This window comes from Flexivirga sp., from assembly GCF_051955415.1.
GTDB lineage: Bacteria > Actinomycetota > Actinomycetes > Actinomycetales > Dermatophilaceae > Flexivirga.
On the sequence record NZ_JBQCGS010000102.1, the window covers coordinates 115,158 to 140,099 of the forward strand.

Sequence of the window (24,942 nt, forward strand, 5' to 3'; positions counted from 1 at the left end):
AACCCAGGTTCCCGCGCCGGTCAAAGCACCACCGGGGAAGGACTTGTGCGCTTCCTGTGAAGCCGCCGACCCGGCCTCCGCTCACTCCTCGTCGTAGGTGTCGTCGTCCTCGGCGCTGCGGTATGCCGCGGCGCGTTCCTGTCGCTCGGAGACCTTGCGCTGGACCTGCTCGGCGAACTGCTCGCGCTGCCGGCGCAGCGCGAAGAACGACACCACGAGCGAGACGAGCGCGGACAGCAGCAACAGCGCCCAGCTGCGGAAGCCGACGGCATACAGAACGAGCAGCGCGACCACGAAGACGAGCAGTCGCAGGACGGAGTAACGGATCATCACATACCCGAGTAGGAGTGCATGCCGACGATGAAGACGTTGACCACGCAGAAGTTGAACAGCACACAGCCGAAGCCGGCCAACGCCAGGTAGGCGGCCTTCTTGCCGCTCCACCCGGCTGTCGCGCGGGCGTGCAGGTATGCCGCGTAGACGACCCAGATCACCAGTGTCCAGACCTCCTTGGGGTCCCAACTCCAGTAGTGACCCCACGCCTTCTGCGCCCAGATCGCGCCGGCGATGAGGGTGAAGGTCCACAGCGGGAAGGCGATGATCAGCAGCCCGTAGGTCGTGCGGTCCATGGCGGCCGAGCCCGGCACGGCGTCCATGAACGTGTACTTGGTGTCGTGGATGTCCTCGCGCCACTTCTGCACGAAGTAGAGGATCGTGGTGGAGAACGCGATGGTGAAGAACGCCACGGACAGGATCGCGATGGTCACGTGGATGGTCAGCCAGTAGTTCTTCAGGGAGGGCATCAGTTCGCTGGCGTCGGTGTAGAAGACCAGCGCCGCGAGCATCTCGGTCAGCAGCGTCGGGCCGACCACGAAGATGCCGAGCGAGCGGATGTCGCGCTTGAGGCTCCAGATGAGGAAGGTGCTCATCACGAAGAACGCACCGACGATCGCGAACTCGTACATGTTGCCCAGCGGCGGACGCCCCACCGACGCCGCACGCAGCACCACGCAGGCGCCCAGCAGCAGCCAGCCGAGCCACGACAGCGACATACCGATGCCGGCCCACTGACGCTTCTCCGGTATGACGTCCGTGCTGCCGGCGGTCCGCTCCAGCACCGCGGTGCCGCCGCCGACCGATGCCGACGCCGATGCCTCGTCCTGCTGCACCGCCCGCTGCTCGGCGGCCTCGGCCTCCCGCTGCTCGGCGCGCGCCGTCCGCGCGGGATAGGCGGCCAGGTCCAGCGCGAACGACAGCATCGCCAGCACCAGCACCACGCCGGACGCGTAGAGGAAGTTGTTGGACAGATCGGACAATCCCACGTCGGTCGCGTGACCGCCGAAGGAGATGCTGGGCGTGAAACTGATCATCGAGCCGTTCCTGCCTGGGATGTGGGGGTTGTGCCGGGTCGTTGGTCGACTCCGAGTCGTTGTTGGACTCCGTCGAGGAGTGCGTCGAGCGCGACCTGCAGGCGCGGGTCCTCGCCCTTGGCGAGTGCACCGGCCGTGATCAGACTACGCCCGCTCGTCCGGTCGCCTCCGTCACCGTCGCCGGCCGCGCGGACCTTGACGAAGATGCGCCGCCGGCGCAACGTCATGGACATGATCAGCCCGAGCAGCCCGAGCAGGGCCGACACCAGCGCGGTGCCCTTGCCCGGGTCGTAGCGGGCCGACAGACCCGCCCATCGCGGGATGTTCTTGCTCATCGAGATCGTCGTGCCGTCCGGCAACCGGACCGTCTGACCAGGACGCACCACCGCGCGCCAGGGCGTCTTGCCCTGTTTGACCTGGGTCATCTTCTGGGTGTTGAGCGTGTAGACCGACTGCGGGGTGCCGTCGGGGAACAGCTGGCCGCGGTAGGCCCCGACGACCAGCGCCGGGTTGTCGAGGCCGGCATACGTGGAGATCGGGCCCATCGTGTCGTCGAAGGCCGCGGTCGGCAGGAAGAAGCCGAAGAAGCCGAGTTCCTGCGGCGAGGCGGCCGGCACCTTGATCGCGCCCACCGACCGGTAGGCGTTGTCCTGTGGCAGGAACGGTGTCGCCTGGTGGTAGAGCACCTTGCCCTTCGGGTCCTTGACGGTGATCACCGGTGCGTAGCCGTTGCCGAGCAGGTAGACCGACGTGCCGTCCAGCTTCACCGCGTCGTTGACCGCGAGCGTGCGGTCGGTGGTCTTGCCGCCCGGCTCCGCGGAGGTGGTCACCGAGGCGATGAAATTGCGCGGCTGGCCGAACTGCGGTGAGTCCTTGGGGACGTTCTTCTCGAACGTCACGTCCAGCTTGTCGACCTTCAGCGTCCAGGGCTTGATGTCGTCGGTGTTGACCCACGGGCCCAGGTCGAGCGTGTTGTAGCTGCCGACGGCGCTGACGAACGAGTCGCCGCCCTCCGGCACGATGACGTCGCCGCGCCAACCCATCAGGTGATCCGCGGCGACGGCCAGCACCAGGATCAACAGGCACAGGTGGAAGAGCAGGTTGCCGGTCTCCCGGAGCCGGCCACCCTCTGCGGCCAGCGCCTGTTCGCCGTCGACGGCATCGTCGACCCGCACCCGGTATCCCTTGCGGCGCAATGTCTGGCGGGCCGCCTCGACCAGGTCGGCGGTGCTCGCGTCGACGGTCCGCTCGGCCGTTGCGGGCAGCCGGGTCAGCCGCTTGGGCACTCGCGGCAGCGGGGAGCGCAGCGCCTTGGCATGCACGACGCAGCGGGGCAGCACGCAGCCGACCAGCGAGATCAGCAGCAGGATGTAGATCGCCGCGAACCACGGTGCGGCGAAGACGTCGAACATGCTCAGCTTGTCCAGCCAGGGCCCGATCGTGCGGTGCTCCTGCAGGTAGGTCGTCACGCGTCCGGCGTCGATGCTGCGCTGGGGGAAGATCGACCCGGGCACGGCCGCGACCGCGACCAGCAGCAGCAGGAAGAGCGCCGTGCGCATCGACGTCAGCTGACGCCACAGCCAGCGCAGCATGCCCACGAAGCCGATCTTCGGCGCCAGGACCGGCTGCTTGCGGCCGGAGCGGGACGTGGTCTTGAGGTCGGTCAATCAGATCACCGGTACGAACGTGTCGGAGCCGGTGAGCCGGACCTGTACCCAGGAGATCAGGTGCAACCACTGCCCCGACACCATGATCAGACCGACGACCAGCATGAGGGTGCCACCGACCAGTTGGATCGGCCGGTGGTGGTCACGCAGCCAGCGCGACCAGGACTCAGCGCGCGACCAGCCGGCCGCGATGAGCAGGAAGGGGATGCCGAGCCCGAGGCAGTAGAACGCCGCCAGCGTCACGCCACGCGAGGCTCCGGAGCGCCCGATCGGGTTGGCCAGGTTGAGGATCGCGCCATACACCGGGCCCACGCAGGGGCTGGCGCTCAGGCCGAACACGGCGCCGAGCAAGGGTGCGCCCAGCAGCCCGGCGGACGGCTTCCAGCGCACCGGGATGCCGCGCTGCCCGATGAAGCCGAGGTAGACCAGCGCCAGCAGGATCACGATCACGCCGCTGACCCGGATCATCGCGTCCTGGTGCAGGTATCGCAAGTTGACCACCCAGCTGTATGCCGCCGCGACGCTCACCAGCACGACCGAGAAGCCGAGCACGAAGAGGAACGCACCGGTGACCAGGCGGGTCCTGCGCCGCTCGTCGGTCAGCCCGGTCACATAGCCGAGGAAGCCTGGCACCAGCGGCAATACGCACGGCGACGCGAACGACACCACACCTGCGACGAGCGCCAGCAGTACGGCGATCGGCAGGCTGCCCGTGGCAACCGTCTGCGCGGCGTCGGCGGTCATTGTCCCGTCAGCCCTTCGCCTGGTGCAGGACGTCGTCGACGAGACCGACGAGGGTCGACGTGGTGGTCGGTCCGGAGACGCGCGCGGCGATGCGGTGCTGCTGGTCGAGCACCAGTGTCGAGGGGGTGGCCGAGGCCTTGCCCTGCAGCGCGACCAGCGCAGCGCCGCCGTCGTCCTGCAACGACGGGTAGGTGACACCGGCGGTCTTCAGGTATGCCGCGGCCGTCTGCGGACCCTCCTGCCGGTCGACGCCGACCATCAGCACGCCTTCGGGCTGCAGCTTCTCCCACGCCTTCTGCAGGTCGGGGGTCTCGGCCTTGCACGGCGGACACCAGGAGCCCCAGACGTTGACGACGATCACCGTGCCCGGGTGATCCTTCGTCGACCACGGGGTGCCGTCCAGCAGCTTGCCGCTGAGCGTCACGGGCTTGCCACGGTCACCGGGTGCGAGCTGGGCGAGCGTGCCGTCACCGGCGAGGTAGTTCTTGTCCGAACCCTGGTTGGCCTGCTTGCTGATCGAGTTGCCGTCGCTGCTGCAGGCCGCGAGCCCCAGGGCCGTCACGCACGCCAGCGCGAGCGCGGGCACCACTCGGCGGGTGCGCGCCACTCGCGTGCTCATGCCTTTCCCATCGCCGAGCCGGCGGCCTCGCTGGCGCCCGGCAACAGCGCGCGGGACGGCTCGGCGTATTCGATGCGGCTGAACCGATCATCGTCGAAGACGATGCTGGTGACCGACGCCAGGGTGCACTGCCGGCGGCGCGGGTCGTGCCACAGCCGCTTCTGCTCGAAGTGCGTGCGTGCCACCCAGACGGGCAGCTGGTGGCTGACGATCACGGCCTCGTGGCCGTCGGCGGCGGCGCGCGCGTCCCGGGTCGCCGCTTCCATCCGCTCGGCGATCTCGGCATACGGCTCGCCCCAGCTGGGCTTCAACGGGTTGGTCAGTTTGCCCCAGAACCGTGGATTGAGAAGCTGTTTGGGGTTCTTGCCGACGGTCAGGCCCTCGAAGTCGTTGCCGGCCTCGACCACCCGGTCGTCCAGCTTCACCGGGAGCTTGAGCGCTTCGGCGAGTGGCTCGATGGTCTCCTGGGCCCGCTCCAGCGGCGAGGAGACGAGGTGCGTGATGTCGCGTTCGGCCAGGTATGCCGCCGTGCGCGCGGCCATCTGCCGGCCGAGCTCGGACAGGTGGAAGCCGGGCATCCGGCCGTAGAGCACGCCACCGGGGTTGTCGACCTCACCGTGGCGGACGAGGTGGACCACTGTCTCAGTCATCGCGCCCTCCACCCCGTCGGCTGGTCGAACGGGTGAGTCCCCCGGGGTGCGCCGTATCGGGGCCAGTGCGCCATACGAAAAACACGGTCGGAGTGTCGCATCGGATCCTGTGTCGCCTTCTCAGGAGTCGTTCAGTTCGCGGCGCCGGCCGCAGCAGCGGCCGCGGGCAGGGCGGCGAGAACGTGCTCGACCGCGGCGTCGTCGTGGGCGGCGCTGACGAACCACGCCTCGAACGAGCTCGGCGGCAGATGCACCCCCTGGTCCAGCATGGCGTGGAAGAACCGGCCGAACGCCTCGGTGTCCTGCGCCTTGGCATCCTCGTAGTTGCGCACCGCACCGCTCGTGAAGAAGACCGAGAACATCGAGCCGGCCCACTGCACCGTGTGCGGGACGCCCGCGCGCGTCAGCTCGGCGGAGGCGGCGTCGGCGATGGTCTGCGCCACGACACCGATGCGGTCGTAGACCTCGGGGGTACAACCGCGCAGCGTGGCCAGGCCGGCCGCAGTCGCGACCGGGTTCCCCGACAGAGTGCCCGCCTGGTAGACGGGTCCGTCCGGTGCGAGATTCGCCATCAGCTCGGCGCTGCCGCCGAAGGCAGCGGCCGGGAAGCCGCCGCCCATGACCTTGCCGAAGGTGAACAGATCGGGTGCGCCGCCCTCGGGTTCACCCTCCAGGCCGTACCAGCCGGCGGGCGAGCAGCGGAAACCGGTCATGACCTCGTCGGAGATCAGCAGCGCGCCGTGCGCACGGGTGATGCGGCGCAGCGCGCTGGTGAAACCAGGAGCGGGCGGTACGACGCCCATGTTGCCCGGGGAGGCCTCGGTGATGACGCAGGCGATCTCGTCACCGTGTTCGGCGAAGGCCGCCTCGACCGCCTGGATGTCGTTGTAGGGCAACACGATCGTCTCGTGCGCGGCCGACGCCGGCACCCCGGCGGAGTCGGGCAGCGCGAACGTGGCGACGCCGGAGCCGGCCGCGGCCAGCAGCGGGTCGACGTGACCGTGATAACAACCGGCGAACTTCACCACCGTGCTGCGCCCGGTGACACCGCGCGCCAGCCGCAACGCCGACATCGTGGCCTCGGTGCCGCTGTTGACCAGCCGTACCTGCTCCAACGGCTCGACGCGAGACACGATCTCCTCGGCGAGGGCGACCTCGTTCGCGCTCGGCGTGCCGAAGCTGAAGCCCTTCGTCGCGGCGGCCTGCACGGCTTCCAGGACCGACGGGTGTGCGTGCCCGAGGATCATCGGCCCCCACGAGCAGATCAGGTCCACGTAGCGGTTGCCGTCGACGTCGGTGAGCCAGGGACCCTGTGCGGAGGCGATGAAGCGCGGGGTGCCGCCGACCGCCCGGAAGGCACGGACCGGCGAGTTGACCCCGCCGGGAGTGACTGCCCGGGCGCGCTGCAGCAGAGCCGCCGATGCCTCGTCACGAACAGTCGTCTGGTCGGTGGGCGTGCTCGTCATACCGCCATTGTCTCAGGCGGCCCGGCGCGAAATCCTACGGGTTGTAGTTGTCGACCGGGTCGCCGAGCAGATGCGTGCACACCTTGTCCATCGCGTCGCCCAGGGACCGGAACAGCGCGGGGTCCATCTGCCGGATCAGGTGCTCCTGCACCCCGGTGGCGTGGACCCGGGCGGCCGACCGCACCGCCGCCAGGCCGTCGTCGGTCAACAGCAGTTGTATGCCGCGCCCGTCATCGGGTGCCGGCTTGCGCTCGACCCAGCCGCGGCGTTCCAGCCGGGTGGCGGTGTGCGTCACCCGGCTGCGGGACTGCACGGTCTGGTCGGCCAGCTTGCTCATCCGCATCGCGAGGCACGGCGACTCCGAGAGCATGGACAGCAGCTCGTACTCGGCCAGCGACATACCGAAATCCTGCAACTCGGCGTCCAGCACCGCCTCCAAGGCCCGGCTACCGCGCAGATAGGCGCGCCACGCGAACTGCTCGTCGTCGGTCAGCCACGGCACCTCCCCGTCGTCGGCGGGGGATGTCGACGACGTCGTGGTGGGTATCGACGACGTCGAGGAGGCGGACGGTGTCTCGAACACGTTCACAGCATAGAGGGACGAATTTCCGCCATGGAACGGGAATAATTGAAATCTCAACAACTGTTGTGCATGATAGTTGCCGATCTGGGCAACCGCGGCACCACGCACTTCCACTTCACCACGAAGGAGCACCATGACCAACACCACCGCTTCCACCACGCTCGACGGCCTGGCCACCGGCACCTGGAACCTCGACCCGGCGCACAGCGAATTCGGCTTCCAGGTCCGCCACCTGATGGTCAGCAAGGTCAAGGGCAAGTTCGACGAGTTCACCGCGACCCTCGAGGTCGCCGAGCAGCTCGAGGACTCCAGCGTCGAGGCCCAGGTCACCATGGCGTCGATCAACACCGGTGTCGCCGACCGTGACAACCACCTGCGGACCAACGACTTCTTCGAGGTCGAGACCTACCCGACCATGACCTTCACGTCGACCAAGGTCACGCCCACGGAGCTGACCGGTGACCTGACGATCAAGAACGTCACCAAGCCCGTCACCTTCGACGTCGAGTTCGGCGGCGTGGGCCCGGACGCCTGGGGCGGCACCCGCGCCGGCTTCGAGGCGACCGTCGAGATCAACCGCAAGGAGTTCGGCGTGGACATCGAGATGCCGCTGCAGGGCGGCGGCGTGGTCGTCGGCGACAAGGTCAAGATCATCCTCGACCTGCAGTTCGTGAAGGCCTGATCGGTTTTCACCACCCGGGCGTGACCCGCTGAGCCTGGCCGGCTCGGCGGTCACGCTTCCCAGATCCCGCGAGCGGGACCGGCATACCCCCGAGTGCCTGGTCCCGCTCGCGTTCTGGTGGCTGCGTGTCGCGCCTTCCTCGCCGCGAAGCCCCCTTCCCACCCTTCTCACCGAGCGGACGGGAAAACACCGAGCGGACAGGAAAAACGGCCGGATTCCGGCCGTTTTTCCTGTCCGCTCGGTGCGGTGTCCGCTCGGTGCGGTGTCCGCTCAGTGCTGCAGGCGGCGGGCGATCTCGGTCGCGTAGTAGGTCAGGATGATCTGCGCGCCGGCTCGACGGATCGAGGTCAGCGCCTCCATGACCATGGCGTCCCGGTCGATCCAGCCGTTCGCAGCAGCCGCCTCGATCATCGCCATCTCGCCGCTGATCTGGTATGCCGCGACGGGCACGTCGCTGACCTCGCGCACGTCCCGGATGATGTCCAGATAGGGCAGGGCTGGCTTGACCATCACCAGGTCGGCGCCCTCGGCGAGGTCGAGCTGCACCTCTCGCAGCGCCTCCGTCCGGTTGGCACTGTCCTGCTGATACGTGCGCCGGTCACCCTGCAGCGTCGACTCCACGGCCTCCCGGAAGGGCCCGTATGCCGCCGAGGCGTACTTGACGGCATACGCCAGGATCCCGACGTCGGTGTGACCGGCCTCGTCGAGCGCACGGCGTATGACGGCGACCTGGCCGTCCATCATCCCGGAGGGACCCACGAGGTGCACGCCGGCCTCGGCCTGCGCGACCGCCATGTCGGCATACCGCTGCAGGGTCGCGTCGTTGTCGACCCGGCCGTGCCCGTCGAGCACGCCGCAGTGTCCGTGCGAGGTGAACTCGTCCAGGCACAAGTCGGACATCAGCACGGTGTCGTCGCCCAGCTCGTCCCGCAGGCGACGCAGCGCCACGTTCAAGATGCCGCTCGGATCCGTTGCGCCGGAACCGATCTCGTCGCGCTCGGCAGGCACGCCGAAGATCATCAGCCCGCCGACACCGGCGTCGACCGCCGCACGGGCGGCCTTCACCAGCGAGTCGAGCGTGTGCTGCTCGACGCCGGGCATCGACTGCAACGGGATCGGTGCGTCGATGCCCTCCTTGACGAACATCGGCAGCACCAGATCGGCCGGGTGCAGGCGGGTCTCGGCGACCATCCGGCGCATCGCTGCCGTGGTGCGCAGCCGTCGGGGACGGGCCGAACCCGCGGGCAGTGCCCACGGGTTCCGGCTCGCCGCGCGATGACGTGCCGCGGCCCGGGTCTCGGCGGTGCCGGTGACCTTCTCGGCGCTCATCGTTGGGGTCCTCGCAAAGTATCGGAGCGACGAAGGAGCGGAGAACTTTGTGGGGTTCTCATCTGGACGCCTTGGCCTTTCGGCGGGAGGAGGACTTGCGCTCACTGGGACGCCGCACCGGCTCGCCGTTCTCGGCCGCGGTCAGGGCCAGGCCGCGGCCGTAATCGGCGAGCGCGTCGACCAGCGCCTCGGCGCTCGGCTCGGTGGCCAGCACGTCGACGCGCAGGCCGTGCTCCTCGGCGGTCTTGGCGGTTGCCGGGCCGATGCACGCGATCACCGTGGTGGCGTGCGGCTTCCCGGCGATGCCGACCAGGTTGCGCACCGTGGAGCTGGAGGTGAAGCACACCGCGTCGAACTTGCCGGTCTTGATGGCCTCGCGGACCTCGGGCGCGGGCGGGGCGGCGCGCACGGTTCGGTAAGCGGTGACGTCGTCGACCTCCCAGCCCATGTCCTGCAGACCCGCGACGAGCGTGTCGGTGGCGATGTCGGCGCGGGGCAGGAAGACCCGGTTGATCGGGTCGAGGACGTCGTCATACGGCGGCCACTCCTCCAGCAGCCCCTTGGCCGACTGCTCACCGGCCGGCACCAGGTCGGGCTCCAGGCCCCACTCGCGCAGCGCCTCGGCGGTGACACCCCCGACAGCGGCGATCTTGAGGCCGGCGAAAGCCCTTGCGTCCAGGCCGAATTCGACGAACTTCTCGCGCACCGCACGCACGGCGTTGGCGGAGGTGAAACCGATCCACTCATAGCGCCCGGTGACCAGGCCCTTGATCGCACGCTCCATCTGCTGCGGTGTCCGCGGCGGCTCGACACTGATGGTCGGGACCACGTCGCTCGCGGCTCCGTGTGAGGCCAGCCGGTCGGTCATCGTGCCGGACTGCTCCTTGGTGCGCGGCACCAGGACGTTCCAGCCGAACAGCGGCTTGGTCTCCCACCAGGACAGCTGCTCGCGCATGGCGACGACCGCGCCGACGACGGCGACGACCTGGCCGGTCAGCGGCTGGGCCTTCACTGCCGCCGCGACCTCGCCGAGGGTGGTCACGCGCGTCGCCTGCCGGATGGTGGTGCCGTCGGTGCTCAGCGAGACCGGGGCGTCGGCGTCGCGCCCGGCGGCCAACAGCTTCGCCAGGCCGGCGGGCACGGACTCGGCGGTGCCGAGCACGACTGCGGTGGCGTCCTTGGCGACCGCGCCGGCCCAGTCGGTCTTCTCGTCGGCCGCCGACAGGACGTGCACGGTCCGGGCGCCGCTGCCGACCAGCGGGATGCCGGCGTATGACGGCACCGCGCTGACCGCGCTGACGCCGGGGACGATCTCGAAGGGCAGATCCGCCTTGTGGCAGGCCAGGCACTCCTCGGCCAGGCCGTTGAACGTGGCCGGGTCGCCGTCCATCAATCGCACGACCAGACCGACGGTGCCGTCCGTGCGCGCGGCGGCCTTGGCGGTGCGCACGACCAGCTTCGCGCGCGACGCCGTGGTGAGCGGCTGGCCGGTCTCGCCGTGACCGGCGTCGACGATCTCGACGTCCGCACGGGCGAAGGCGGCGACGAAGTCCTCACGCGCGACCTGGTCGATGATGATGACATCGGCCTCGCGCAGCAGCCTGGCCGCCCGGACCGTGACCAGTGACGGGTCGCCCGGGCCGGAGCCGATGAAGGCGATCTGGGGCAGGGTCTTGCGGGTCTTGGTTGTACTCACTTGTTCACGCTCCGCGGCGCTGGGGGGTGGTGGACGGTGACGGGATCTGCGTCCCTTGGTAAGAGTCCGCCGGGTGCCGGCTCTGGTGCTTGCCCGTCCGACGGGAACGCGTCCAGCGCTCCGTCGGCGAGCAGTAACTCTGCGACGTCGTGACCGAGTCGTTCGGGGTGGTCGAACGGTCCGGTCTGGGACCGCCGCAGGTCGAAGGTGCCGTCGGGACGACCGACGAACGCGCGCAATGAGATCTCCAGGCTGCCGTCGACGTCCTCGCCGATCTCGGCGAGGGCACCGAGCGGTGCCGAGCAGCCGGCCTCCAGCCGCGCGAGCACCGCGCGTTCGGCGGTGACGGCCGCGCGGGTGTCCGCGTCGTCGAGTTGTCGCACGACGTCGTACAGCTCCTCGTCGTCGCTGCGGATCTCGAGCGCGAGCGCTCCCTGCCCGGGGGCGGGCAGCATCTGGAGCGGGTCGATGGATTCGGTGATCTGCGCGGTCCGGCCGACCCGTGACAGCCCGGCGCGGGCCAGCACGATCGCGTCGAGTTCGCCGGAGCGGACGAAGTCGATGCGCCGATCGATGTTGCCGCGTATGGCGCGGAACTCCAGACCGAGGCCGAGCGCCGCGAGCTGGGCGACCCGGCGCGGGGACCCGGTGCCGACGACGGCACCGGCGGGCAGCTCGCCGAGCGTCAGGCCGTCCCGGGCGATCAACGCATCGCGCGGATCCTCGCGAGCGGGTATGGCGGCGATGGTCAGCCCGGGTGCCGGCGCGACCGGCAGGTCCTTCAACGAGTGCACCGTGAGGTCGATCTCGTGCGCGCGCAGCGCATTCCGGATCGCGGTGGCGAAGACGCCCGTCCCACCGAGCTGGGTCAGCGGGGCGCGGTTGGTGTCGCCCTCGGTGACGATCGGGGCGATCTCGGTCTGGTGACCCATCGCCTGGAGCCGATCAGCGATCAGACCGGTCTGGGTCATCGCCAGTGTGCTGCGGCGGGAGCCGATGACGATCTTCATCGCGGCTCACCTCCGGCGGGTTCTTCAACACCCCACGAAGTTTCTCCCCCGCTTCGCTCCCCCGAATACTTCGCGGGGACCCCGGTGTGGGGGATCTGCGAGACACGCGACTCGTGCGGGTCGAGGTCGAACAACATGCGCAGCAGCGCGGCATAGTCCTGACCGCCCTGCTCCTCACCGGCGAGCTGCTTGATGCGCACGGTCGGCGTGTGCAGGATCTTCTCGACCACCCGGTGGACGGTCCGCTGCACCTGGGCCTGGTCGTGCTCGGTGAGTTCGGTGCGCTGCTCGAGGCGGGACAGCTCGGCTGCCACGACATCGGCGGCGCGAGCGCGCAGCTCGGCGACGGCGGGCGCGACGGCAGCTGCTCGGCGCACAACGAGGAACTCGGCCACCTCGGCGCTGACCAGCTCATGGGCTGCGGTCAGCTGGGTCTTCTCGGCGTCGTCGGCGACCGCAGCGCTGAGGTCCTCCAGCGAGATCAGAGCGATGCCGGGCAGGTCTGCCAGCCGTGGGTCGACATCGCGCGGCAGCGCCAGATCGACCAGCAGCGTGGGTGTTTCGGAGGGGCGCACGGTGTGAGCGTCGAGCACGTGACCGACGGCCCCGGTGCAGGAGACCACCAGATCCGCCTGCGTGACCGCCTCGGCCAGATCGGCCCAGTCACGTGCGGCTCCGCCGGTCGCCTCGGCGAGGCGAGCGGCCTTGGCCGGTGTGCGGTTGATGACGGTCAGGCTTCCGACGCCGGCGCGGGCGAGCGTGTGGGCGGCCAGACCGCTCATCGCGCCGGCACCGACGACGAGGGCACGTTGGGCGCCCAGCTCGCCCAGCACGGTCTGCGCGACCACCAGCGACCGCTCGACGAGCGACCGGCTGACCGTGTCGATGTCGGTCTCGGAGTGGACCCGTTTGCCGACCCGCAGAGCGTGCTGCATCAGGGCGGACAACGACGGGTCGAGGTGATCGCCATCCTGGGCCACGCGCAACGCGTCACGCAGCTGACCGAGAATCTGGGCCTCGCCGACAGCGACCGAGTCCAGGCCGGACGCGACCTGGAAGGCGTGGGCGACGGCGCGGTCCTCGAAGTGGACGTAGAGGTGATCGCGCAACTGGTCGACGGCCAAACCGGTTGTGACCGCAAGGGATTCGGTGATGCCGGTCACTGCACCGTGGAAGGTCTCGACGTCGGCATAGATCTCCACGCGGTTGCACGTGGAGACCACCACGGTCGCGTTGACGTGTTCGTTGAGCGCGAGGGAGTCGACCAGCCGCCGACTCTGCTCGTCGGTCAGGACGACGCGCTCCAGCAGGTCGACACCGGTCGTCCGGTGCGACATACCGATCACGATCAGACTCATTGCTCACCCCTCGAAGACACTCGACGCAGTCCTCGCGACTCCTCGATCGCGTCCAGCGCGTCGTCCCGGCCGCGTTGCTCGTGGAAGGCGAGGATCTGCAGCTCGGTGGCGAGATCCACCTTGCGCACCTCTACCCCGTCGGGGACGGTGATCACGCACGGCGCGAAGTTGAGGATGGACCGGACACCGAGGGCGATGGCCTGATCGGCGGCCTGTTGCGCCGCGTGCGGCGGTGTCGCGAGCACGGCGATGATGCTCTCCGGCGCCTGCTCCGCGAGCCCGGCGAAGTCGATGACCTGCAGTCCGGCGATCTGGGTGCCGATCACGGCCGGGTCCTCGTCGACCAGCCAGCGGACGCTGAAACCGCGGGTGGCGAAACCGCCGTATGCCGCCAGTGCGTGACCCAGGTTGCCCATGCCGATGATCGCGACGGACCAGTCGTGGTGCAGGCCGAGCTCGCGGGAGATCTCCTCGGTGAGGCGGCCGACGTCATACCCGACGCCGCGGACGCCGTAGGAGCCCAGGTGGGACAGGTCTTTGCGCAAGCCGGTGGAGCGCACACCCGCCGCCTCGGCGAGTTCCTCGGACGAGACGACCTCGACGCCACGGGTGTCGAGAGCCGCCAGAGCACGCAGATAGAGCGGTAGCCGAGCCACGGTGGCTTCGGGAATCTCCCGACGGGCGGCCGATGCGGTGCTCACTGGCGCTTCGACTCCTCATGCGTCTTGGGCAGGCGTATACCAAACGTCGGCCACAGAGGATCAATGACCCCCTGACTGTAGGTCTTTGTGAACGCGGGCACAAAGTCGCTAATTCCCGGCAAAAGTGCTAAACGGGGGTCGGGTGGTGCCGCGAGGTGGCGCCGTGGTAGCGGAACACGCGCCGGGCCGCGACATTTCGGCGTTGCCGGGCTCCGGTGTCAACGCCTGCCGAACAGCCGCCGGCGGGACAGCGCCGTGCGCAGCCGCTGCTCGTCGACCCGCCAGTAGTCGTGCTGCTTGCCGTCGACCAGGATGACCGGGATCTGTTCGGCGTATGCCGCGAGAAGCTCCGGCTCCTGCAGGATGTCGTGTTCGGTGAAGCTCTCCCCCGTGTCCGCGCAGACCCGCTCGATCACCGCGCGCGCGTCGTCGCACAGGTGGCAGCCGGGCTTGCCGATGAGCGTGATGCGTGGGTCTGGCAAGACAGCCTCCGACTGACCGGGCCCCCGCGAAGCGTCCGAAGGGGCGGGAAGGACGTGGTGGGGTTCAGAAGAAGATCGAACGGCGTTGCAGCAGCAGCGAATACAGCGACTGCTGGATCGTCTCGCGGACCTGGTCGGTGAGGTCGAAGACCAGCATCGGGTCGTCGGCCGCGGCGGCACCGTAGGTGTCGGTGTCGACAGGCGCGCCGAATTCGATGATCCACTTGCTCGGCAGCGGGACGAGTCCGGCCAGGCCGAACAGCGGGAAGAACGGCGTCACCGGGAAGTAGGGGAACCCGAGCACGCGCGCCAGACCCTTGATGTTGCCGATCATCGGGAAGATCTCCTCGGCGCCGACGATGGCGCACGGGATGATCGGGACCTCGGCGCGCAACGCAGCGGACACGAAGCCGCCGCGGCCGAAGCGTTGCAACTGGTACCGCTCGGAGTAGGGCTTGCCGACGCCCTTGAACCCCTCGGGGAACACGGCCGCGAGTTCGCCCGCCGCGAAGAGCCGCTCGATGTCGGAGTTGGACGCCAGCGTGGTGCCCGCCTTGCGGCTGAGTTCACCGATCACCGGTGACTCGAAGACCAGATCGGCGCCGAGCATCCGGACGTGCCGGTGCTTGGGGTGCTCGTCGTGTATGGCGACCTGCGTCATCAGTCCGTCGATGGGCAGCGTGCCGGAGTGATTGGCCACCACCAGCGCGGGTCCGTCGTCCGGGACGTGCTGGATGCCGCGCACTTCCACCCGGAACCAGCGGCGGTAGAGCGGACGCAGCAGGGGCAGCCACACCTGCTCGGTGAAGTCACGGTCGAAGCCGAAGTCGTCGATCTCGTAGTCGCCGGTGAGTCGCCGACGCAGGAAGGCCAGCGCTGCGGCGATCCGCCGGTCGAGGTCGTCGCCCTCGATGCCGACGAGATCGCCGGCCTTGCGCAGGCCCTCGACGAGGACGTCGACCAGGCCCTGAAAGTCGGAAGGCGACGGTGTAGACAACGATGTCGGCGACGACTGGACGTCGGCGACCTCCGGCGGATCGGGCACGACCCGCAGGGCCGGGCCGCCGTCGGGCGCCGGGTGCTCGTCCCGCCGCGCGGCGGTGCGGCGGGCCGTGGCGCCGATGTTCTTGCGAGACGGTCGGGCACCCGCGGGCTGCTGCGGCGCAACCTTCCGGGCGGCCGGTGTCTGCCGGGCCGCGGATTTCTTGGCTACGGGTTTCTTGGCTACGGGTTTCTCGGCCGGTGTCTTCCGGGCCGTTGTCTTCTGGGCCGGCGTCTTCCTGGCAGCGGACCTGCCGGCTGCGGCGGCCGTCTTCGACGGCGTCTTCTTCGCGGCGGGGCGTTCGTCAGACACGTGCTTCTCCCGGGTTGACGACGTGGCGACGGCCGGGCGCTCCGAGCACTTCGGTGAACGCCTCGCGCGTGGTGTGCTCCGGGACGAAGCCGAGCAGCGTGCGCATGCGCGTGGTGTCCATGCCGCGGCCGAACTGCAGGAACTGCATCTGCTCGGCGTCGAACGCACCACTGCTGCCCAGCAAGCCGCTGGCCTGCTGGATCAGCGGCGCCGCCTGCGCGAGCACGCTCACGACCGGCTTGCCCGCGATCCGGGCCGCCTGCCGGACGGTGAGCATCCCGTCCCCGGCGATGTTGATCGTGCCGGAGAGCGCGTCGGCGTGGGCCGTGCGTCGCAGGACCTGCACCGCGTCGTCGATGTGCAGCACTTGGAAGCGGCCGTCATACCCGAGCGGGACCGGCAGCACCGGCAGCGAGAAGTATTCGGAGAAGGTGGTGCGCAGGCCGGGACCGACGAGGTTCGCCATACGCAGCAGGGTGACGTCGATGTCCGGGCGACGGCGGGCGAGACCGCGCACGTAGGTCTCGACCTCCACCGAGTCGCGGCCGAAGCCGCCGGTCGGGTTGCGCCGCGCGCTCATGTCCTCGGTGAACATCGCCGGGTTACGGGGCGAGCAACCGTAGACCGAGGACGAGGATTTGACCACCAGGCGCTGCACCGAGTCCGCCTTCTGGCACGCAGCGAGCAGCTGCATGGTGCCGATGACGTTGATCTCCTTCTGCAAGGTGCGCCCGCCGGCCTGCTTGGGCGTCATGATCACGCCCAGGTGCAGGACGGTGTCGACCTTCTCCTGGGCCAGGATCTTGCCCATGATCGGGTTGCGGATGTCCGCCCGGATGAAGTCGGCGCGGCCGAGGTTGTGCAGCGGCGGCACGGTGTCGACGGCGATGACCCGGTCGAGGGCGGGGTCGGCAGCAAGCGCGCGACAGGTCATCCCGCCGACCAGACGAGACACACCGGTGACCAGCACGACTCGGCCCATCTGCCCTCCTCGGTGGTGACTCACTGCGCGCCGATCCTAGCCCGCCCGGATGTGCCGGGCGTATGGCGTTGCACCGCACGGGATATGACGGAGCCCCGGGACCCTGCTGGGCTGTCCGGGGCTCGGCCGCGTCGACGGCGCAGGCGCTCGGCCGTGCGCGGAGCGCCTTACTTCTTGTTGCGGCGCTGGTGACGCGTCTTGCGAAGCAGCTTGCGGTGCTTCTTCTTGGCCATCCGCTTACGGCGCTTCTTGACGACTGAACCCATGCGTACGCTCTTCCTGAAATTGCTGATTGGAACCGGTGGGCCGTGGCGCCCATCCGGTCGCGAAGCCTCGATGCCATCGCGCCCGTGGTGGGACGCGATCCGCCGCCCAAGGCTACGCCATGGCAGTGACCGCCGACGAATCGAGGGCGGCCACCGGTGCTTCCGCGCTCAGGCGGTGCCCATGTAGGACTGGCTGAGGTATTCGGAAACCGCATCCTCCGGCACCCGGAACGATCGACCGACCCGCACGGCGGGCAACTCGCCGGAGTGGACCAGCCGGTACACCGTCATCTTCGAGACGCGCATGATGGCGGCGACCTCGGCGACGGTCATGAACGTGACCTCGCCCGGCTGACGCTCTTCGGTCATGGCTTGTGCCAACCCTTCTCCAACGACACAGGTGTCTTGCTGGGCAACGATAGAGGGTCCGGAGTGTCCGTGGAAAGTCCGAGTGGGGGAAATGTCCACCTGACACGCCGATACTGGTGAGAAAAATGTGGCGACCGGCCCGCTGAGCCCAGTGTTTCCCGCGTTGCCGGTGTGGCGAGGGCGGCTGCGCCTTCCGGCGACCGTTGCCGCTTCATGACACCACCGCGCCCGAAAACTGCACCCTCCCGGCACCGCGCACGGCAACCAACCGCACGACAAGCGGACCGCCGGGAGACGACGACCGCGGCGAACGGTGGCGCGAGCGAGCTCGCGAGCCGCGCCGCCGGTCGCCGCGCGAGGAGTCGAAGCAGAAGATTCAGTCGAACCAGACGTCGAGGGCATGCAGGGGGAAGACGGCTTCGCGGGTCGCGAGGACGGACTGATCCACCGGGCTGGCCGGGTCGACGCCGCTCTCCCAGGAACGCCACCAGACATGGCCGTTCTCCGCCTGACCGTCGCCCATCCGGGGCGGCCCGGGGCGGTCGAAGGTCGCCTGGACGTGGTCGCGCCATACGGCCGGAACCTCGGTCTCCAGGTCGATGGGCCGGTGGGCGGCGATCGCGGTCAGGTGGGTCCACGCGCGCGGGACGACGTCGATGAGTTCGTAGCCGCCACCCCCGAGTGCGACCCATTTGCCGTCGCAGACGTCGTGCGCCAGTTGATGCAGCGTCTGGTATGCCGTGCGCTGCGCGTCGATGGACAGGGCCATGTGTGCCAGCGGGTCGGCGTAGTGGGAGTCGCAGCCCTGCTGGGTGACCAGCACGTCGGGTGCGAAGGCGCGCACCAACGGCGGTACGACGGCGTGCAGGGCACGCAGCCAGCCGGCGTCGCGAGCGCCCGGCGGCAGCGCCACATTGACCGCGCTGCCCTGCGCTTCGGGTCCACCGAACTCTCCGGGGAAACCGGTGCCGGGAAAGAGGACCCGGCCGGTCTCGTGGAGGGAGATCGTCAGCACCCGGGGGTCGTCCCAGAAGACGCGCTCGACGCCGTCGCCGTGATGGACGTCGATGTCGACATAGGCGACCCGTTCGGCGCCGTTGTCCAGCAGCCACTGGATGCCGAGCGCCGCGTCGTTGTAGATGCAGAAACCCGACGCGCTGGCGGGCATGGCGTGGTGGAGGCCGCCGCAGAAGTTGACGCCGTGGTCGATCTCGCCGCGCCATACGTCCTGGGCGAGCCGCACGGTGGAGCCGGCGATGAGCGCCGACACATCGTGCATGCCGATGAACGCGGGGTCGTCCTCGGTGCCCAGCCCGTATGCCGGGTCGGCCGCCCGCGGGTCGGCCGACGCGGCGCGGACCGCGTCGATGTAGTCCGGGTGGTGCACCCAGGACAGGAAGTCGTCGGTGCCGTCGGGCAACGACGGAGGCACGACCTCCACCCCGGGAGCGTCGAAGACGCCGAGGTCGCGGCACAGCCGGGCCGTCAGGTCCAGCCGGAGCGGGTTCATCGGGTGTTGTGGACCGAAGTTGTAGCCGGTCAGCTCCTCACCCCATACGACGCGCACCCGGGGGTTGACGGCGGTCATCGGCGGTGGCCGTTCAGAGCACGGAGCTCGGCACTGCGCCCGGGTCGTCGCCCAGCGGGTAGACCATCGCCATCTCGTCCTCGGACACGTCACCGTCGTCGGCGGACGAATTCTGCATCGGCCGTCGTCCGTCGGTCGGGCGGAAGCCGAAGCTGGACGCGAAGGCGACCGCGCGGCCGTTGTCCGTGCCGACCCAGTAGAGAACGAAGTCGTAGTTGTCCTGGCGGGCCTGCCGGACGCCGGCGTCCACCAGCTTCCAGGCGACACCCTGGCCGCGCAGGTCCGGGTGGACCCACAGACCGAAGAGCTCGCTCACCCGGTCGTCACTCTCGGCCTTGCTGCCGACCGAGACGACACCGACGACCTTGTCGCCGTCTTCGGCGACCAGCCGCCGGGACCGCTTCACGCGGGCCTGCCAGAGCTCGTCGTCGAACTTCTCCTCCTGCGACACCGATGCAGCGAAGGCGTCAGGAGCTTCGCGCAGGGCAGTCAATCGAACGTCCCGGTAAACCTGCCATTCCTCATCCCCGAGGGCGCGCACCGTGATGTCAGTCATGGGCACAACTCTCCCATGTATCGCTCAGCCACGGTCACCAGGTGTGGTGAACGTAGGGCACCGGCGCGATAACGATCGGTGTTCAGCGCTGGTCCGAGGCCAGCTCCGCCGAGCGCCGCGCAGCCGCCTCCATCGCGGTGACGAACGCCGCCCGCACCTTGTGGTCGTCCAGCTGACGCAGCGCCGCCACGGTGGTGCCGCCGGGGCTGGACACCCGCTCGCGCAGCAGGGTCGGGTGGTCGCCGGTCTCCTTCAGCATGGTCGCGGCGCCATACAGCGTCTGGACGACCAGTTCGGTGGAGGTGTCGCGCGGGATGCCGAGCAGCACACCGGCCTCGACCATCGCCTCGACGACATAGAAGACGTATGCCGGGCCGCTGCCGCTGATCGCGGTGATGGCGTCGAGCTTGCCCTCCGGCACGGCCACGACCTTGCCGGCGGCAGCGAGCAGATCCTGTGCCTGTTGCAGGTGGCGTGCTTCGCAGTGGGTGCCTGCGCTGATCGCCGTCATACCCTCGCCGACCAGTGCCGGGGTGTTGGGCATCGCCCGGACCACGGCGATGCCGTCCGGCAGATGTTCTTCCAGCGACGCGGCAGTGATGCCCGCGGCGACGGACACGACCAGCGCATCGGAGGGCAGGTGGCTGCCGACCTCGTCCAGCAGTGCGGCGACGTCGTGCGGCTTCACGGCCACCAGGACGGCGCCGGCGCTCTCGACCGCTTCGGCGGCGGAGGCGGCACGGACGCCATACTTCTGCGCGATCTGGTCCTGCCGGTCGGTGCTCCGGTCCGAGACGACGATGCGAGTGGGATCCACGTCACGGACCAGGCCGGCCAGCAGGGCCTCGCCCATCATGCCGACGCCGAGGAGAGCGATGCGCGCTTGCGTCGTGTCGGACGGTGCAGTGTGGTCGGGCATCTCGGTCAGCCTTTCGTCGTGGGGGTCAGCGGGTCCGCAGCGTGTCGACCGGGTGCTCGGCCAGCAGCCGCATCACGTAGGGCGACCATTCCTCGCCATACGGGACAAGAACACGCACCTGGTAGCCCAGCTGCAGAAGTCGTCGTTGCTCCAGCGGCCGGACGCCGAGCGGCAGCTCGAACTCGAAGGATTCGGGCGCGCGCAGCTGTTTGTCGGCCAGCGAACGCGCGATGTCGAAGATCTCCGCGTTCGGGGCCGCGATCACCGGATGTCCCTCCCCCTCGAGCAGGATCTTGAGGCAGCGCACGTAGGACAGCTGCACCTCGCGCCGGGTGAGGAAGGCCCGGGAACCGGGCTCGGTGTGGGTGGCGGCCCGGGTGCGCGCGCACAGCACGACCCGGCTTCCGGCGCCCGCCAACTCCCGGCAATCTGCCTCGGTACGGCGCAGTTCGGCCGGCAGAGTGGCGCCGACGTCGGGGAAGTCGCTGCGTAGGTCGCGCACGATGTCGAGCGTTGCGTCGGCCGCGCCCGCACCCGCCGGGGCGATGGTCACGGTCGTGCCGGCGCGTGCCGCCGCCTCGCAGATCTGCAGCACGTTGTCCAAGGCGATCTTGGCGCCGTCCTCGGCCAGTGCGCGGCCGAGGGTGTCGAGATCGATCACCAGGTCCGCGACGCCCCGGGCGGTCAGGTCCCGGTCCTGCAGCGCCCGCAGCAGCGCCAGGTGCGCGTCCCGGGTGCGGCGGACCTCGGCGCCGTCGGGCACCGGGTGCCCGAGCAGCTCGATCGTCGCCAGCCGACCGTCGGCGACGACGCCGGCGACCGCTCGCACGCAGTCCTCGACCGTGGTGCCGGCCACGAAACGACGAGCCACCGAGCGGCTGACCGGCGTATGGCGCACGACGCGCCGCACCGAGTCGTGCCGGCTCAGGCCGAGCAGTCCCTGTCGCAGACTCGCACCGGGGTCGATCACTTCGCAGGCTCCTTCAACGGTTCGTGGTCCTCCACCGAGCGTATGGCGCACTGCTGCGCGGCCGTCGTGCGGTTCATGACGCGGCCGGGGCGGCGAAATGCAGCCGCGCGAAGGCGAGGGCCTCGGCCAGATCCAGCTCCCGCTGCTCCGCGGACAGCTTGCGGGTGCCGACCTCCAGGACAACGTCGCCGGCGTAGCCGCGCCCGGCCAACGACTCCAGCAGAGTGGCGCACGGCTGGGACCCGCGACCGGGGACCAAGTGCTCGTCCTTGAAGGACCCCGAACCGTCGGCCAGATGGATGTGGGCGAGCCGGCCGCCCAGATCGGCGGCCATCCGCAGGGCGTCCGAACCGGCCGTCGCGGTGTGCGACAGGTCGAGGGTGACGTGTTCGTAGTCGAGATCGACCGGATCCCACCCGGGCAGGTAGGCCTGCATCTCGCGGCCACGGGCGCGCCACGGGAACATGTTCTCGACCGTGATGCGCACGTCGGTGCGAGCGTTGCGTTCGGCGATGCCGGCGGCGAACTCCGCGGCATACTCGCGCTGCCACCGGAAGGGCGGGTGCACCACGACCGTCCGGGCACCGACCTCCTCGGCGAGCGCAACGGAGTTGTCCACTTTGGGCCACGGCTCCGGGCCCCAGATGCGTTGTGTCAGAAGGAGGGTCGGTGCATGGACGGACACGATCGGTATGCCGTAGTGGTCGACCAGCTGGCGCAGCGCCCCGGACTCCTGACTCACCGGGTCGGTCCAGACCATCACCTCCACGCCGTCATAACCGAGGCGGTCGGCCATCGCGAAGCCGTCGACGACGCCGAGCGGGTAGACCGACGAGGTGGACAACGCGACGCGGCCCTGCGGGACGGTGAGCGGGGCAGCTGCCATCAGGCGCCCAGCCAATCGAGCCTGCGCAGGATGACGCCCTCGCGCAGCGCCCACGGGCACAGATCGAGCTGGTCGACACCGAGCAGCTCCATGGCGCCGTGCACCACCATCGCGCCGGCCAGCAGCTGGCGCGACCGGCTCTGCGAAACCCCTGGCAACACTGCGCGTTCATCGGAGGTCAGCTGTGCCAGCCGCGGCACCAGCTCGCCGAGCGCCTCCCGGTCCAGCACCCGGCGGACTCGTGGGCCGTCCGCGCGGGGAGCGGCACCGAGCACCCGGGCGAGCGAGCGGATCGTCTTGCTGGTGCCGACGACCCGGTCGGCTCGACCGACCTTGTGCAGGTCGCGGACCACCCGGGCGATGTCGGACCGGATCCGCGTGCGCAACACCTTCAGGTCCTCGGCTCGCGGCGGGTCACCGGGCAGGTCACGGGTCAGCCGCCCGGCACCCAGCGGAAGGCTGAGTGCGACATCCGGCTCCTCGTCGATGCCGGCAGCCAGCTCCAGCGACCCGCCGCCGATGTCGATCACCAGCAGCCGGCCCGCCGACCAGCCGAACCACCGCCGGACGGCGAGGAAGGTCAGTCGTGACTCGTCCGGGCCCCCGAGCACCTCCAGCTTGACGTCCGTCGCGGCGTGCACCCGGGAGAGCACATCGTCGCCGTTGGGCGCTTCCCGGATCGCGCTGGTGGCGAAGGCGAGCAGGTCCTCGCAGCCCTGATCGTCGGCGATGGTGAGACATTCGTGCACGAATGCCGTCAACTGCTCGATGCCTTCGGGCGAGATCGCACCGTCCGCGGTGGTGTGCTCGGACAGGCGCAACTCGCGCTTGTGCGAGGTCGCCGGCAGTGGGTGGGCGCCCGGATGCGCGTCGACCACGAGCAGGTGGACCGTGTTGGATCCCACGTCGATCACGCCGAGCCGCATGGCTCAACGCTACTAGGAAGGCCGCGACCTACCATGTGACGCGTGGTCGAGACAGCACTGGAAACCCCACGGACCTGGGTCGAATTCGACAATCCGGACGACCCGGACGAACGCTTCCGCTGCGACCTGACGTGGCTCACGTCGTCTTGGACCTGCATCTTCGGCGCCGGTTGTCAGGGCATCTACGCCGACGCACCCGACGTCGGCTGCTGCACGCTCGGGGCACACTTCTCGGACAAGGACGACCTCAAGAACGTCAAGGCGGTCGTGCGCGAACTCGGCCCCGACGAATGGCAGTACTACGACGAGGGCCATGCGGACGGCTGGCGGGAGAAGGAGGACGGCGACTGGAAGACCAGGGTCGTCGACGGCGCCTGCATCTTCCACAACCGGCCGGGCTTCCCCGCCGGTGCCGGATGTGCGTTGCACCAGCACGCCGTCCTCACCGGTGTCGCCCCGCACACCGTCAAACCGGACGTGTGCTGGCAACTGCCGATCCGGCGCACCTACCGCACGGTCGAGCAGCCGGACGACACGTCATACCTGGAGATCTCGATCGGTGAGTACGACCGCCGCGGCTGGGGGCCCGGTGGACACGATCTGGACTGGTACTGCTCGGGCAATCCTGAAGCGCACGTGGGGAGTTCGCCTGTCTACGTCTCGAACGAGGGCGAGCTGCGGCACCTGATGGGTGACAGCGCGTATGACGAGTTGGCCATCCGCTGCGAGGGACACCTGCTGCAGGCGACGGCGCTGCGGGAGGCCGGGCCGGGCGGTCGCAAACTGTTGCCACTCTTCGTGCACCCGGCGACACTGCTGGCGGAGCAGGCCGCGGATCAGGCGATCGAGCGGAGCAGCGTCCGGAAACGCACGTGACACAGCGGCATTCGGAAAACCACGCGATTCCGTCGCCGAACATCTGGAACTCGCCGGACGTCTACGAGATCGAGAACCGGGGCGTCGATCCGGACGGTGTCATCTGGGCGGCGATGCGGCACGTGCGCGACTGGTCCGGTGCCGACGTGCTGGACATCGGCTGTGGCACCGGATTCCACCTGCCGCTCTTCGCGCGCACCGCGCGGTCGGTGGTCGGTGTCGAGCCGCACCTTCCACTGGTGGAGGTGGCGCGCGACAGGGTGCGCCGCGACAGCCGGCGGGCGGCGGTCGACGTGCGAACCGGTGCGGCCGAAGCCCTTCCGGTGCAGGACGACTCGGTCGACATCGCGCACGCCCGATGGGCGTACTTCTTCGGTGCCGGATGTGAGCCGGGGCTGGCCGAACTGGAGCGGGTGATGCGCCGCGGCGGTGTCGCGTTCGTGGTGGACAACGACGCGTCCCGGTCCACGTTCGGCTCGTGGTTCCGCAGGGCACTGCCGTCATACGACCCGGTGGGCGTGGAGCGCTTCTGGCGCCGCATGGGCTTCACCTCGGTGCCGGTGTCGATGCGATGGGAATTCGCCTCGCGGGTCGACTTCGAAGCGGTGGTGCGGATCGAGTTCACGCCCGACCACGCCGACCGGATCCTGACCGAACACCCCGGCACCGGCGTCGACTACGCCGTCTTCGTGCGCTGGCGTCGTTTCTGAGCTCGTCGGCCGGGGTGTCGGCGCGGGCGTCTATCGTCTGGCCTCAGTGTCAGGGTGATGTTGCCGCTCTCGCGGTGGTTGGATCCTGAGCACCTGGTGTCTGGCTCGTAACGTCGGTGTCGCCTTCGGGTTGATGAACATACGTTTTGCCGGCACCGGGTGTGAAGGAGCCGGCCGGCGTGA

27 protein-coding genes are annotated in these 24,942 nt (G+C 69.5%); 3 read left to right on the forward strand and 24 right to left on the reverse strand.

The annotated features are described in order from the left end of the window. Nucleotides 1-81: 81 nt before the first annotated feature. From ACTHL4_RS16620 to ACTHL4_RS16655, 8 genes are all read right to left on the reverse strand, one after another. Nucleotides 82-330 (reverse strand): DUF4229 domain-containing protein, encoded by a 249-nt coding sequence (locus tag ACTHL4_RS16620; protein ID WP_440283876.1) that lies wholly within the window; start codon nucleotides 328-330, stop codon nucleotides 82-84. After that, entirely contained in the window at nucleotides 330-1,370 is a 1,041-nt protein-coding gene (gene ccsB / locus ACTHL4_RS16625; protein ID WP_440283877.1) for a c-type cytochrome biogenesis protein CcsB, read from the reverse strand. The genes ACTHL4_RS16620 and ccsB overlap by 1 nt, the downstream gene beginning before the upstream one ends. Next, nucleotides 1,367-3,037: a cytochrome c biogenesis protein ResB gene (resB, locus tag ACTHL4_RS16630; RefSeq protein WP_440283878.1), complete on the reverse strand. Its 1,671-nt coding sequence runs from the start codon at nucleotides 3,035-3,037 to the stop codon at nucleotides 1,367-1,369. Before resB ends, ccsB begins: the two co-directional genes overlap by 4 nt. After that, entirely contained in the window at nucleotides 3,038-3,781 is a 744-nt protein-coding gene (locus tag ACTHL4_RS16635; RefSeq protein WP_440283879.1) for a cytochrome c biogenesis CcdA family protein, read from the reverse strand. A gap of 7 nt (nucleotides 3,782-3,788) precedes the next feature. Then, nucleotides 3,789-4,400, reverse strand: a complete 612-nt coding sequence (locus tag ACTHL4_RS16640) for a TlpA family protein disulfide reductase (RefSeq protein WP_440283880.1) — start codon at nucleotides 4,398-4,400, stop codon at nucleotides 3,789-3,791. Further along, the gene (locus ACTHL4_RS16645) at nucleotides 4,397-5,050 is read right to left on the reverse strand and encodes a histidine phosphatase family protein (RefSeq protein WP_440283881.1); all 654 of its coding nucleotides are present in this window, start codon (nucleotides 5,048-5,050) and stop codon (nucleotides 4,397-4,399) included. Before ACTHL4_RS16645 ends, ACTHL4_RS16640 begins: the two co-directional genes overlap by 4 nt. Nucleotides 5,051-5,181: 131 nt before the next feature. After that, nucleotides 5,182-6,516: a glutamate-1-semialdehyde 2,1-aminomutase gene (gene hemL / locus ACTHL4_RS16650; RefSeq protein ID WP_440283882.1), complete on the reverse strand. Its 1,335-nt coding sequence runs from the start codon at nucleotides 6,514-6,516 to the stop codon at nucleotides 5,182-5,184. 34 nt (nucleotides 6,517-6,550) lie between these two features. Next, a complete protein-coding gene (locus ACTHL4_RS16655; protein ID WP_440283883.1) occupies nucleotides 6,551-7,099 on the reverse strand; it encodes a MarR family winged helix-turn-helix transcriptional regulator in 549 nt (182 codons plus the stop codon). 133 nt (nucleotides 7,100-7,232) lie between these two features. On the opposite strand from ACTHL4_RS16655, the gene ACTHL4_RS16660 reads away from it, so the two are divergent. Next, nucleotides 7,233-7,781 (forward strand): YceI family protein, encoded by a 549-nt coding sequence (locus tag ACTHL4_RS16660; protein ID WP_440283884.1) that lies wholly within the window; start codon nucleotides 7,233-7,235, stop codon nucleotides 7,779-7,781. Nucleotides 7,782-8,051: 270 nt separating this feature from the next. Here the strand turns inward: ACTHL4_RS16660 and hemB are convergent, their stop codons facing one another. The 16 genes from hemB to ACTHL4_RS16740 all read right to left on the reverse strand — a co-directional run bounded on the left by hemB (nucleotide 8,052) and on the right by ACTHL4_RS16740 (nucleotide 23,173). Beyond that, nucleotides 8,052-9,110 carry a porphobilinogen synthase gene (gene hemB, locus ACTHL4_RS16665; RefSeq protein ID WP_440283885.1) on the reverse strand — a complete coding sequence of 353 codons (1,059 nt, stop codon included), beginning with the start codon at nucleotides 9,108-9,110 and terminating at the stop codon, nucleotides 8,052-8,054. 58 nt (nucleotides 9,111-9,168) lie between these two features. Next, entirely contained in the window at nucleotides 9,169-10,806 is a 1,638-nt protein-coding gene (locus ACTHL4_RS16670) for a uroporphyrinogen-III synthase (RefSeq protein ID WP_440283886.1), read from the reverse strand. Continuing rightward, nucleotides 10,803-11,816 (reverse strand): hydroxymethylbilane synthase, encoded by a 1,014-nt coding sequence (hemC, locus tag ACTHL4_RS16675; RefSeq protein ID WP_440283887.1) that lies wholly within the window; start codon nucleotides 11,814-11,816, stop codon nucleotides 10,803-10,805. Before hemC ends, ACTHL4_RS16670 begins: the two co-directional genes overlap by 4 nt. After that, the gene (locus ACTHL4_RS16680) at nucleotides 11,813-13,174 is read right to left on the reverse strand and encodes a glutamyl-tRNA reductase (RefSeq protein WP_440283888.1); all 1,362 of its coding nucleotides are present in this window, start codon (nucleotides 13,172-13,174) and stop codon (nucleotides 11,813-11,815) included. The genes hemC and ACTHL4_RS16680 overlap by 4 nt, the downstream gene beginning before the upstream one ends. Further along, the gene (locus tag ACTHL4_RS16685; protein ID WP_440283889.1) at nucleotides 13,171-13,875 is read right to left on the reverse strand and encodes a redox-sensing transcriptional repressor Rex; all 705 of its coding nucleotides are present in this window, start codon (nucleotides 13,873-13,875) and stop codon (nucleotides 13,171-13,173) included. The genes ACTHL4_RS16680 and ACTHL4_RS16685 overlap by 4 nt, the downstream gene beginning before the upstream one ends. 218 nt (nucleotides 13,876-14,093) lie before the next feature. Then, on the reverse strand, nucleotides 14,094-14,357 hold the full coding sequence (locus ACTHL4_RS16690; protein WP_440283890.1) for a glutaredoxin family protein: 264 nt from the start codon (nucleotides 14,355-14,357) through the stop codon (nucleotides 14,094-14,096). A 64-nt stretch (nucleotides 14,358-14,421) separates the two neighbouring features. Further along, complete coding sequence (locus ACTHL4_RS16695; RefSeq protein WP_440283891.1) at nucleotides 14,422-15,711, reverse strand: 1-acyl-sn-glycerol-3-phosphate acyltransferase; 1,290 nt, start codon at nucleotides 15,709-15,711, stop codon at nucleotides 14,422-14,424. Continuing rightward, complete coding sequence (locus ACTHL4_RS16700; protein ID WP_440283892.1) at nucleotides 15,704-16,693, reverse strand: NAD-dependent epimerase/dehydratase family protein; 990 nt, start codon at nucleotides 16,691-16,693, stop codon at nucleotides 15,704-15,706. The genes ACTHL4_RS16695 and ACTHL4_RS16700 overlap by 8 nt, the downstream gene beginning before the upstream one ends. A 167-nt stretch (nucleotides 16,694-16,860) precedes the next feature. Further along, nucleotides 16,861-16,959 carry a 30S ribosomal protein bS22 gene (locus ACTHL4_RS16705; protein ID WP_082775156.1) on the reverse strand — a complete coding sequence of 33 codons (99 nt, stop codon included), beginning with the start codon at nucleotides 16,957-16,959 and terminating at the stop codon, nucleotides 16,861-16,863. Nucleotides 16,960-17,127: 168 nt separating this feature from the next. Continuing rightward, complete coding sequence (locus tag ACTHL4_RS16710; protein ID WP_382398018.1) at nucleotides 17,128-17,328, reverse strand: helix-turn-helix domain-containing protein; 201 nt, start codon at nucleotides 17,326-17,328, stop codon at nucleotides 17,128-17,130. A gap of 376 nt (nucleotides 17,329-17,704) precedes the next feature. Next, nucleotides 17,705-18,916: an acetoin utilization protein AcuC gene (locus ACTHL4_RS16715; RefSeq protein ID WP_440283893.1), complete on the reverse strand. Its 1,212-nt coding sequence runs from the start codon at nucleotides 18,914-18,916 to the stop codon at nucleotides 17,705-17,707. Between the two features lie 13 nt (nucleotides 18,917-18,929). Beyond that, nucleotides 18,930-19,472, reverse strand: a complete 543-nt coding sequence (locus tag ACTHL4_RS16720) for a GNAT family N-acetyltransferase (protein ID WP_440283894.1) — start codon at nucleotides 19,470-19,472, stop codon at nucleotides 18,930-18,932. An 82-nt stretch (nucleotides 19,473-19,554) separates the two neighbouring features. Then, the gene (gene proC / locus ACTHL4_RS16725; protein ID WP_440283895.1) at nucleotides 19,555-20,391 is read right to left on the reverse strand and encodes a pyrroline-5-carboxylate reductase; all 837 of its coding nucleotides are present in this window, start codon (nucleotides 20,389-20,391) and stop codon (nucleotides 19,555-19,557) included. A 25-nt stretch (nucleotides 20,392-20,416) separates the two neighbouring features. Beyond that, entirely contained in the window at nucleotides 20,417-21,361 is a 945-nt protein-coding gene (locus ACTHL4_RS16730; RefSeq protein ID WP_440283896.1) for a proline dehydrogenase, read from the reverse strand. A gap of 73 nt (nucleotides 21,362-21,434) precedes the next feature. Beyond that, nucleotides 21,435-22,247, reverse strand: a complete 813-nt coding sequence (locus ACTHL4_RS16735; RefSeq protein ID WP_440283897.1) for a sugar phosphate isomerase/epimerase family protein — start codon at nucleotides 22,245-22,247, stop codon at nucleotides 21,435-21,437. Further along, entirely contained in the window at nucleotides 22,247-23,173 is a 927-nt protein-coding gene (locus ACTHL4_RS16740; RefSeq protein WP_440283898.1) for a Ppx/GppA phosphatase family protein, read from the reverse strand. The genes ACTHL4_RS16735 and ACTHL4_RS16740 overlap by 1 nt, the downstream gene beginning before the upstream one ends. 42 nt (nucleotides 23,174-23,215) lie before the next feature. Between ACTHL4_RS16740 and ACTHL4_RS16745 the strand changes: the two genes are divergently transcribed. Together ACTHL4_RS16745 and ACTHL4_RS16750 are read left to right on the forward strand one after the other, a co-directional pair. After that, nucleotides 23,216-24,049, forward strand: coding sequence for a hypothetical protein (locus ACTHL4_RS16745; protein WP_440283899.1), 834 nt, complete (start codon nucleotides 23,216-23,218; stop codon nucleotides 24,047-24,049). Next, complete coding sequence (locus ACTHL4_RS16750; RefSeq protein ID WP_440283900.1) at nucleotides 24,046-24,759, forward strand: class I SAM-dependent methyltransferase; 714 nt, start codon at nucleotides 24,046-24,048, stop codon at nucleotides 24,757-24,759. The genes ACTHL4_RS16745 and ACTHL4_RS16750 overlap by 4 nt, the downstream gene beginning before the upstream one ends. Nucleotides 24,760-24,942 lie beyond the last annotated feature (183 nt).

Coding starts and splice junctions, on each gene's coding strand:
- ACTHL4_RS16715 (WP_440283893.1), bottom strand. CDS start 18,916: ATGACCGCCGTCAACCCCCGGGTGCGCGTCGTATGGGGTGAGGAGCTG.
- ACTHL4_RS16710 (WP_382398018.1), bottom strand. CDS start 17,328: ATGACCGAAGAGCGTCAGCCGGGCGAGGTCACGTTCATGACCGTCGCC.
- ACTHL4_RS16700 (WP_440283892.1), bottom strand. CDS start 16,693: ATGGGCCGAGTCGTGCTGGTCACCGGTGTGTCTCGTCTGGTCGGCGGG.
- ACTHL4_RS16620 (WP_440283876.1), bottom strand. CDS start 330: ATGATCCGTTACTCCGTCCTGCGACTGCTCGTCTTCGTGGTCGCGCTG.
- ACTHL4_RS16660 (WP_440283884.1), top strand. CDS start 7,233: ATGACCAACACCACCGCTTCCACCACGCTCGACGGCCTGGCCACCGGC.
- ACTHL4_RS16720 (WP_440283894.1), bottom strand. CDS start 19,472: ATGACTGACATCACGGTGCGCGCCCTCGGGGATGAGGAATGGCAGGTT.
- ACTHL4_RS16740 (WP_440283898.1), bottom strand. CDS start 23,173: ATGCGGCTCGGCGTGATCGACGTGGGATCCAACACGGTCCACCTGCTC.
- ACTHL4_RS16735 (WP_440283897.1), bottom strand. CDS start 22,247: ATGGCAGCTGCCCCGCTCACCGTCCCGCAGGGCCGCGTCGCGTTGTCC.
- ACTHL4_RS16640 (WP_440283880.1), bottom strand. CDS start 4,400: ATGAGCACGCGAGTGGCGCGCACCCGCCGAGTGGTGCCCGCGCTCGCG.
- proC (WP_440283895.1), bottom strand. CDS start 20,391: ATGCCCGACCACACTGCACCGTCCGACACGACGCAAGCGCGCATCGCT.
- hemB (WP_440283885.1), bottom strand. CDS start 9,110: ATGAGCGCCGAGAAGGTCACCGGCACCGCCGAGACCCGGGCCGCGGCA.
- hemL (WP_440283882.1), bottom strand. CDS start 6,516: ATGACGAGCACGCCCACCGACCAGACGACTGTTCGTGACGAGGCATCG.
- ACTHL4_RS16705 (WP_082775156.1), bottom strand. CDS start 16,959: ATGGGTTCAGTCGTCAAGAAGCGCCGTAAGCGGATGGCCAAGAAGAAG.
- hemC (WP_440283887.1), bottom strand. CDS start 11,816: ATGAAGATCGTCATCGGCTCCCGCCGCAGCACACTGGCGATGACCCAG.
- ACTHL4_RS16680 (WP_440283888.1), bottom strand. CDS start 13,174: ATGAGTCTGATCGTGATCGGTATGTCGCACCGGACGACCGGTGTCGAC.
- ACTHL4_RS16635 (WP_440283879.1), bottom strand. CDS start 3,781: ATGACCGCCGACGCCGCGCAGACGGTTGCCACGGGCAGCCTGCCGATC.
- ccsB (WP_440283877.1), bottom strand. CDS start 1,370: ATGATCAGTTTCACGCCCAGCATCTCCTTCGGCGGTCACGCGACCGAC.
- ACTHL4_RS16645 (WP_440283881.1), bottom strand. CDS start 5,050: ATGACTGAGACAGTGGTCCACCTCGTCCGCCACGGTGAGGTCGACAAC.